This window comes from Bacillus sp. PSXD-155 (genome assembly GCF_049310765.1).
GTDB lineage: Bacteria > Bacillota > Bacilli > Bacillales > Bacillaceae_G > Bacillus_A > Bacillus_A cereus.
The window spans coordinates 1-8,336 of record NZ_JBMOWC010000100.1 but is presented as its reverse complement, the minus strand read 5'-3'; the positions used below and the strand labels follow the sequence as shown (position 1 = coordinate 8,336).

Below are 8,336 nucleotides of genomic sequence, written 5' to 3'. Positions count from 1 at the left end.
TTCTTTTCTTCATATACTGTAACTTTTTCGCCTTTACTTGTCTTTCTAACAATAGAATAGTTTGTACCTGATCCGCTTCGAACATTTACCCCAATACCATTAATTTGAGCCGTTCCAATTACCTTTTCAACACTACCATTTTCAATTACTTGTAGCATATTTAGAATGAATGTTGCTGTTTCACCACGAGTTGTTGTTCCTTTAGGGTCGTATTGATTGTCACCCTTACCTCTTACAATACCTAGGCCATACAGTCTTTGTACGTCTTCTTTATAAATAATTTGGTCTTTGTCTGAGAATGGTAGGTTTACAACTGGTCCCCATATACCTTTATACTGTAAAGCCTTGTTTACAATAATTGCTGATTCTTCTCTTGTAATAGGTGTGTTTGGGTCAAAATAACCATCACCTCTACCTAGAATAATACCTGCACTTGCAGCACGTTTAATACCATCTCGTAAAGTTGAGTTTGCATCGTTTAGGTCTTTAAATGAAGCATCTCCAGCTGGCAGGTTTAGAGATTTAGAGATTAATTGAGCAAATTCGGCTCTTGTTATCGCTCTATTAGGTGCGAAAACTCCGTTTCCTTCCCCTATCATAATACCTCTTCTATTTAACTCTCGAATAGCTTCTTCATACCAACCTCCTGTAATGTCATCTTTTGGTTGATAAAGATTATTATAATACCCCTCAACGCTATTTACGAATACATCCCATTGCCCATTATTAATCATGTTAGCAGGGCAGATTTTACCGCTCCATTTTTGGTGTTTTACAATGTTATTTAACGGTACACCAGTTTCTTTCATTAAATAAGCTACAAGTTTCTTAGCGTTATCTACCGCTTTACTGTAGTTTCCGTCACTGTTAACTGCGATTTCAATTGCAATAGATTCTCTATTACCTGGACCATCACCGTCTCCTGCGTGCCATCCGTTCTCGTTTAATGGTAGGTGTTGATAAATCTCTTTATCGTCTACTGTAAAATGCCACGATGCAGCTCGGTCTGTGTTGCCTACTGCTTGGTTATATAGGTATTGGGCGTGGTTTCTAGCACCTGCTCCTACACTTGTATTATCAGTCTCATGAATTGTAATGTATTTTGGACTCATATAGTTTTGAGGACGAATATTATCGTTACCTGCTGGAACAATCCATTCAGTGAATGGAACACCATTTATTGTACTAGAGGTGCTAGGTGATATGGGAGACAGACTACGTTTTGTTCTGTTTGAATTGTTAGGAACAGTTAGTGTACCTGTTTCTTCATGAATACCTTCTGAACGTTGAAGACTATCTACTTTCTTATTGTCGACAGTACCTCCACCACGTCCGTCTACCTCTTCAAAACTAGCTTCAATACTTTTTAAAGCCTGTTCATCTGATGTTGTTTTGCTTTGTTCCTGAACGTTTGTAGGTTGCTTATTGTTTACTAATTGTTGTTCCTCTGCAAACGATACCAATGGTGAAGATAATACCGTTAATCCTGCCGTGAATGCTACTACTTTTTTATTAAATTTAATGTTCATTTCTAATTTGATATACCTCACTATTTTAATAGATATACCTTCCTCCTTGTACTTTTTTTAGTGTGAATGTTAATTTAAATAATGGTAGCCTGAACCCTCAAAATAACAGATTGATTTTACATTTCATATGTCAAACCGACATCTATAAGTCCTACATGAAATGTTAGTACTTTAGAATTATAACACAGCACAGTTGCAATACTTCCACCCCTCGTTCCATTATCTTATGTAATTGACGTTGTTCATTTTGCTCTTTTGTACTTCCACATATATATCCATAAATATTCGCCACGTTTGGTATGCACCGCTTATATAGTTTAGGAGAGACTAAAAAAACTTGAAAAGGAGGATTCAAAAATGCAATTAGCTACACATGAATTACGTGATTTAAGTGAATTAATTGCTGGTTGTTACAATACAATTAATACGATGAGTACATACATTGCTTCTTTATCATTTTAGCCAAGAAGACTCCTTCCTCAAGGAGCGTGAAGGGTCACAGCCCAGTGAATAGGTGGGAGATGAATTGGCTAAAATGATAAAACTCTGTTTTTTAAACAAATGTGAACAGAATTTTAATTTTTTGTCTTGTTTATTTTTTCTGAATAATACGTATTGACAAAACAACAGTGCCAATATAGAATTGGTTTTGTTCACCGGTGAACATTATGCAAGGTCTTTGTTTAGTATCATTTTATTCATTATTTTTAACATCAAGATATTCTATCTTCTTTGCATATAGTTTGAAATATTGTTGGTTATTTAAAATCAATAAAACGGTTTATATTGATAAAATTATTTAAAGGGATGATTGTATGACAAATGCTATAGCGGTAAGAAATGTAAGAGAGTTTAGTTCTCAGCCCTTATCTACTAATTGTGCTGAAATATTAAAACGTAGTAAGCATGCAATAATAGGTATTAGTCCGTTTAATAGTAGATTTTCTGATGAATATATTAATAGACTCATTGAATGGGCATTACATACTTTTGATGATGTTAGTGTTTTATTAGCTGGAAAAGAAGCTGCAAATTTACTTGAGGCTTTAGGAACACCAAAAGGTAAAGCGGAAAGAAAAGTTAGAAAAGAAGTATCTCGAAATAGAAGATCAGCTGAAAAGGCACTTAAAGAGCATGGTGGTAATGTAAATGCTATCCATACTTTTTCTGATTTTAATGACAACAATGCATATAATTGCATGAGAGCAGAAGCGGAAAATATTTTTTTAAACGAAACTCATTTTCGAAATGCTTGCTTAGAAATGTCACATGCAGCCATTTTAGGTAGGGCAAGAGGTACCAATATAGATATTAATCACATATCAAATGACATGCTAAATATTGCAGTAGAATATGTAATTGCAGAACTCCCATTTTTCATTGGCGGAGCTGAAATTTTAGGAGCTCAAGAAGCTGTACTTATTTATCATAAACCATGGGAGCTTGGTGAACAGATAGTTCGAAATGATTTTTCTATCAAGATGAAACCAAATCAAGGATATTTAATGGTTCAAGAAATAGAAGATTTATCTTAGCAAATAGTAAGTATCCAATACAAGGGGGAAGAAATATGTCAAATACTATACAAACGGTAAATATATTAACAGAGGAATTTCAAGAAAATCCATATAAGTATTTTTCATACCTACGTCAGAATGACCCAGTACATTACGAAGGTGAGATTGATAGTTATTTTATTAGCAGATATCAAGATGTCCGTAATATATTGAATGATACCGAAACATTTACAACAAAATCATTAGCTGAACGTGCTGAGCCAGTAATGCGTGGACCAGTATTAGCACAAATGCGTGGAAAAGAGCATGTTGCGAAAAGAAAAATTGTTTTAAGGAGTTTTATGGGAGATGCTTTACAAAAATTAATGCCTTTAATTAAAAAGAATGCAGAAGATTTACTATTTCCACACCTTCCAAATGGAAAGATAGATTTAATTAATGATTTTGGCAGAACATTTGCTGTTTATGTAACAATGGATATGATTGGATTAGATAAGAAAGATCATAAGAAGATAGGAGAATGGCATAGCGGTGTAGCTGACTTTATTACCAGTATAAATCAACCACCAGAGGCAAAAAAACATTCTCTTTGGTGCAGTGAACAGTTAGCTAATTATTTAGAACCAATTATTAAAGAGCGAAGATTAAACCCACAGGAAGACTTAATTTCTAAATTATGCAGTGCAAAATATGAAGGAATAGCTATGACTGATACTGATATTCTAGCATTGATTTTAAATATATTATTAGCTGCAACAGAACCTGGTGATAAGACTCTTGCTTTATTAATTTATAATTTAATTAACCAACCGAAACAACTGCAAGATGTATTAAGTGATCGTTCATTAGTACCATTAGCTATTGCAGAAACTTTACGTTACAATCCACCAGTGCAATTGATCCCACGTCAATTGTCAAAAGATACGGAAATAAGTGGTATCCAACTATCCAAAGGAACTACGGTATTTTGTATGATTGGTGCAGCGAACCGTGACCCTAATGCATTTGAAAGACCTGATGAATTCAACATTTATCGTCCGGATCTTGATATTAAAAAGGCATTTAGTGGTGCTGCAAGACATCTTGCATTCGGATCAGGTATTCATAATTGCGTAGGGGCAGCGTTTGCGAAATCAGAAATTGAAATAGTTGTAAATGTAGTCTTAGATAATATGAAAAATATTAAACTAGAAGAAGATTTTCAATATGTTGAAAAAGGACTTTATACACGTGGACCTATTTCCATGCCTATTCTTTTTGATAAGTTAGTTTAAAAAAACATGGCTATTTTAGTTATTAATATAATTCAATTTTTACTAAGGGGCTAAAACCCCTTAGTTTTTCTATTTTTATGAAAAGGTCAACACATATACCTTCTAAGCTGATATAACAAAAAATTAAATACATTGTTTCCATGCTTCTAAAAATTTTGTTACAACTTGTAACTCGGAATCATTAAATTGTTGGAATAACTCACTGTAACGCTCATGTGCAATTTTGTGTAATTTTTTATGAACAATGGCTAACTGTATTCCCTTATCAGTTAAAGTATAAAAGATTTCCTTCTTATTATCTGTATTTTGATGCGTCAATAAAATTTTATTATCAATAAGAACGCGAATAGCTTTAGAGATGGTTGCTTTAGAAATATTAAGTTCCATAGATAGTAGAGAGTTATTCATTTGTTGTTTACTCTCATGAATAACCGAAACAATATGTAGTTGCGTTAGAGTCCAATTTTTATTTATATTTTCATATTCACTAACTAATTCTTTTATCATCTCTTGAGATGCATATTTTTTCTTTTCTCTTGTTATGACAAAGTCTTCAATAGCTTTTAAGGTTTGTTCATGGACAAAATTTGTCATAATAATTTCCCCTATCTAGAATTATTGTTTACCGGTTAACAATATAAAGTTTACCAGTAAACAATAATCAGGTCAACAATTTAAAAAAACGACTTTTATGCATTGAAACTAACTCTTTAATATAATAGGACTTTATTAGGGTAAATTGTGAAAAATAGATACATTAAAGGTTCTTACATAATTAGTTAAATTTCAATTTAGCAATTGACAATTGCTAAATGAGGATATAAAATCAAAATAGTTTACCGGTAAACAAAAAATAAAATAGACAAAGAAGGGTAGAAACATTTAAATGAATAAGGGCATAAAACAGAAAATTTACGATAATTATCTACATTTGTTACATCTCAATGAACAAAAGGCAGATAAGGATATTGAGACTTTTTTTAAGCAAGCAAAAATGGAAGAAATAGAACATGTACCGACAAATATGACAAGTATACACGTAATTGCCTGTATTGGTGAAAATCAGCCAATAAATAATATTACAATTGCAAGGAAAATGAATTTATCTAAAGCGAATATCACAAAAATTAACACCAAATTAATAAAAGAAAATTTAATCACTCGTTTTCAGTCAGTTGATAACAAAAAGGAGGTATATTATCAACTTACTCCGGCAGGACAATCACTTTGTGAATTACATCAGAAAATTCATGACCAGAAAGAAAATGAATTTTATCAGTTCGTTGATTCATTTTCTGAAATTGAACAAAACGCAATATTGAAGTTTTTACAAAATATAAACGATAAAATGTTGGAGAAATAAATTTATTATAACTTAAATAAATTAGCTAATTATTAATAATCTTTTAGGAGGGATAGCATGAACCGTGTTAAATCAAGTGCTTCTTTTCTTTTATATTTGTTGTGTATTAGTGCTTTTTTCGCTTCTTTAAATCAAAATATATATTCTCCAATAATCCCCATAATTCGGGATTCATTCCAAGTATCTATAACAATGGTTAACCTTTCCGTTTCCATATTTATTTTTATTACGGCAATTATGCAAATTGTTTTTGGTTCTATAATTGATTTTAAAGGTGCTAGGACTATTCTTATTCCGAGTATTATTTTAACAATTATAGCGAGTATTGGTTGTGCAATTACAAGTAACTTTACAGTATTTTTAATATGTAGAATTTTACAGGCTGTAGGGACAGCTGCAATACCACTTATTGCTGCAACTACAATTGGTACTGTATTTCAAGGAGAACAACGAGGAAGTGCAATGGGTACATATCAAACCATGTTATCCATTGCACCTGCTGTTGCACCAGTGCTAGGAGGTTTTATTGGGGAAAAATATAATTACCCAGGTGTTTTCTGGCTACTTGTAGCAGTATCTGTAATTCTATTTATAACTAATTGGATATATTTCCCTGAAGATCGTGTAGGAAGTAAAAAAGAATTGAGTGGGAAAACACTTATATCTCACTATGCTTCTATATTTAAAAGCAAAGTGGGCAGTTCCATATTAATATTAAGTTTCTTTGCATTTTTTCTTTATTTCTCCTTCCTTGTTTACTTACCAATTTTATTAACTGATCATTATCAATTAAGTTTACAGGTAGTGGGTTTACTTTACTTACCAATGGCTATTAGTTTAATAATTGGCAGCATGGCTTTTAAAACAATTCAATCAAAAATTTCACAAAAAAAGCTTTTTATAACTGGAAATGTAGTCTTAGCTTTGAGCGTTATATTATTTGCTGTGACCCACTCGAAAACTTTAATTGGCGTAACAGTTGCTTTAATTCTCCACGGTATATCAATTGGTATCCTTACTCCTTTATTTGCTACTATGATTGCAAATGAATTTGAACATAATAGAGGAAGTGCAATGGGAATGTTTAACTTTATTAGATATATGGGAATGGCTGTAGGACCTATTGTTTCGGGGGTATTATTAGCACATTTCACGCCTACAGTTGTATTTGCTCTATTTGGTGGGTTTTTTATCTTTCTATCTTTTGGCATGCTTATACGGATTAGTAAAAGATCTATTAAAATTGTGCCAAAACAAGAAAATCTAAAATAAGAAAATGATTTATCATAAAGAATTAATAGTATATAGAATATACAGTTAAATTATTATCCATAATAAAATTATGGTAAATTAAAAGGTAGTTTTGTTCATAATAAAATGTGTAATATATTGTTTCTTTTTTAGTTTTCAATAAGAGAAATTAGATTTAGTTAAGTAATAAAAAAGTGTAGAAAGGTTTTATTTCTACGCTTTTTTTATTTGATATCAAATTTATTGCTATTCTAAATTTTTTATATAAGATTTTACAGCTTGCAATAGAAATTCTTCCTGTCCCATACCTGCATCCGCTGCCATTTGCACTACTTTTTGCTTGAATTCATAATCTGCATGAAAAGTTAATGGCTCTACATTACTTTTAAAGTAAACTCCCTCTACATGTGGAAGAATAGTACCTGATTTCATATGAGAATATAAGTATTTAATCTCTTCTTGAAACTGTAATGGATCAACTTGTAATACGAAAGGTTTAATTTCTAATTTAATAGTATCAGATGAAATACTCAATCGCATATTTGTGACACCTAGCTCTTTGTAAAATAAATTTATTAGATTATAAGTAATGGAATTAAATAGCTGAGGTTTTTTAAATGAAAAAGATAAATACCCTCGTTTGGTAATTACAGCTTGTTTATGGAAAGGTTCAAAGGAGTAATTATGTTCCTTATAAGTGGATAGAGGGAAAATTTCTTCGTCTTCTGTAAGAATCTTGCCGTCTGCTCCATTGATTTCTATTACCCTAGCTGTTTTTCCGGTATGTTGATGTGTTAATAATTGATATAAATATATCTCTTCTTGTTGAATCTTAGTAATGAATGTTTTTCGCTCTTTTGTTTTAGTTTTTTCATAATCAAGCATAAAAATCTCTAGCTCTTCTTCATCGATAAGATATACTTGTTTTCCACGTTTTTCTACCATTGTCGCGGGTAATTTTCCAGATTTGATGTATGTAAAGATAGTAGATGGTGCAACATTAAGAATTTCAGCTACTTCTTTCGTGCTAAGGCCTTTAACCTCATTTTTATTTTTTAAACGTTCAATGTCCTCTAAATAGAAAATCTTACTACCGAATTGCTTCCAGTTATCTTTATATACACATTCTATTAATCCATCTTTTTCTTTTTTTAAAATTGTTTGTACCGTTACTCCCAATAAGTCGGCTGCCTCTTTTGTCGTTACAGTAGGTTTGGTAATGAACAATAAATCTTGTGTCATGCAAGGACACCTCCATAACTATTGTTTGCTAGTAATTTAGATATGTATATATCATATCAGAATATGACTTACATTTAAAATAAGAAATAGAATCTATTAAAGTTCTTATACAATTTTATAGTTTAAAAATATTTCTATTTTATTTTATACTTTAATAATG

General features: G+C 31.4%; 7 protein-coding genes and 1 pseudogene. 5 read left to right on the top strand and 3 right to left on the bottom strand.

The genetic code is table 11. From position 1 onward, the window contains the following. Positions 1–1,529: S-layer homology domain-containing protein (locus tag ACO6VI_RS32425; RefSeq protein ID WP_422425152.1), on the bottom strand; the 1,529-nt coding region annotated here is incomplete at its 3' end. A gap of 357 nt (positions 1,530–1,886) precedes the next feature. Between ACO6VI_RS32425 and ACO6VI_RS32420 the strand changes: the two are divergent. From ACO6VI_RS32420 to ACO6VI_RS32410, 3 genes and pseudogenes are all read left to right on the top strand, one after another. Beyond that, positions 1,887–1,973 (top strand): annotated as a pseudogene (locus ACO6VI_RS32420) (spore coat protein); the annotation flags it as partial. 371 nt (positions 1,974–2,344) lie between these two features. Further along, complete coding sequence (locus ACO6VI_RS32415; protein ID WP_422425151.1) at positions 2,345–3,064, top strand: tRNA-dependent cyclodipeptide synthase; 720 nt, start codon at positions 2,345–2,347, stop codon at positions 3,062–3,064. Between the two features lie 35 nt (positions 3,065–3,099). Beyond that, positions 3,100–4,320, top strand: a complete 1,221-nt coding sequence (locus ACO6VI_RS32410; RefSeq protein ID WP_017658173.1) for a cytochrome P450, cyclodipeptide synthase-associated — start codon at positions 3,100–3,102, stop codon at positions 4,318–4,320. A gap of 123 nt (positions 4,321–4,443) precedes the next feature. Here ACO6VI_RS32410 and ACO6VI_RS32405 read toward each other — a convergent pair whose 3' ends face one another. Continuing rightward, positions 4,444–4,914: a MarR family transcriptional regulator gene (locus ACO6VI_RS32405; RefSeq protein ID WP_069604037.1), complete on the bottom strand. Its 471-nt coding sequence runs from the start codon at positions 4,912–4,914 to the stop codon at positions 4,444–4,446. A gap of 292 nt (positions 4,915–5,206) precedes the next feature. Between ACO6VI_RS32405 and ACO6VI_RS32400 the strand changes: the two genes are divergently transcribed. After that, positions 5,207–5,683 carry a MarR family transcriptional regulator gene (locus ACO6VI_RS32400; RefSeq protein ID WP_001032351.1) on the top strand — a complete coding sequence of 159 codons (477 nt, stop codon included), beginning with the start codon at positions 5,207–5,209 and terminating at the stop codon, positions 5,681–5,683. A 57-nt stretch (positions 5,684–5,740) separates the two neighbouring features. Continuing rightward, positions 5,741–6,955, top strand: a complete 1,215-nt coding sequence (locus ACO6VI_RS32395; RefSeq protein ID WP_422425148.1) for an MFS transporter — start codon at positions 5,741–5,743, stop codon at positions 6,953–6,955. A 225-nt stretch (positions 6,956–7,180) separates the two neighbouring features. Here ACO6VI_RS32395 and ACO6VI_RS32390 read toward each other — a convergent pair whose 3' ends face one another. Next, positions 7,181–8,176, bottom strand: coding sequence for a helix-turn-helix domain-containing protein (locus ACO6VI_RS32390; RefSeq protein WP_327898167.1), 996 nt, complete (start codon positions 8,174–8,176; stop codon positions 7,181–7,183). Positions 8,177–8,336 lie beyond the last annotated feature (160 nt).

Coding starts and splice junctions, on each gene's coding strand:
- ACO6VI_RS32415 (WP_422425151.1), top strand. CDS start 2,345: ATGACAAATGCTATAGCGGTAAGAAATGTAAGAGAGTTTAGTTCTCAG.
- ACO6VI_RS32410 (WP_017658173.1), top strand. CDS start 3,100: ATGTCAAATACTATACAAACGGTAAATATATTAACAGAGGAATTTCAA.
- ACO6VI_RS32405 (WP_069604037.1), bottom strand. CDS start 4,914: ATGACAAATTTTGTCCATGAACAAACCTTAAAAGCTATTGAAGACTTT.
- ACO6VI_RS32400 (WP_001032351.1), top strand. CDS start 5,207: ATGAATAAGGGCATAAAACAGAAAATTTACGATAATTATCTACATTTG.
- ACO6VI_RS32395 (WP_422425148.1), top strand. CDS start 5,741: ATGAACCGTGTTAAATCAAGTGCTTCTTTTCTTTTATATTTGTTGTGT.
- ACO6VI_RS32390 (WP_327898167.1), bottom strand. CDS start 8,176: ATGACACAAGATTTATTGTTCATTACCAAACCTACTGTAACGACAAAA.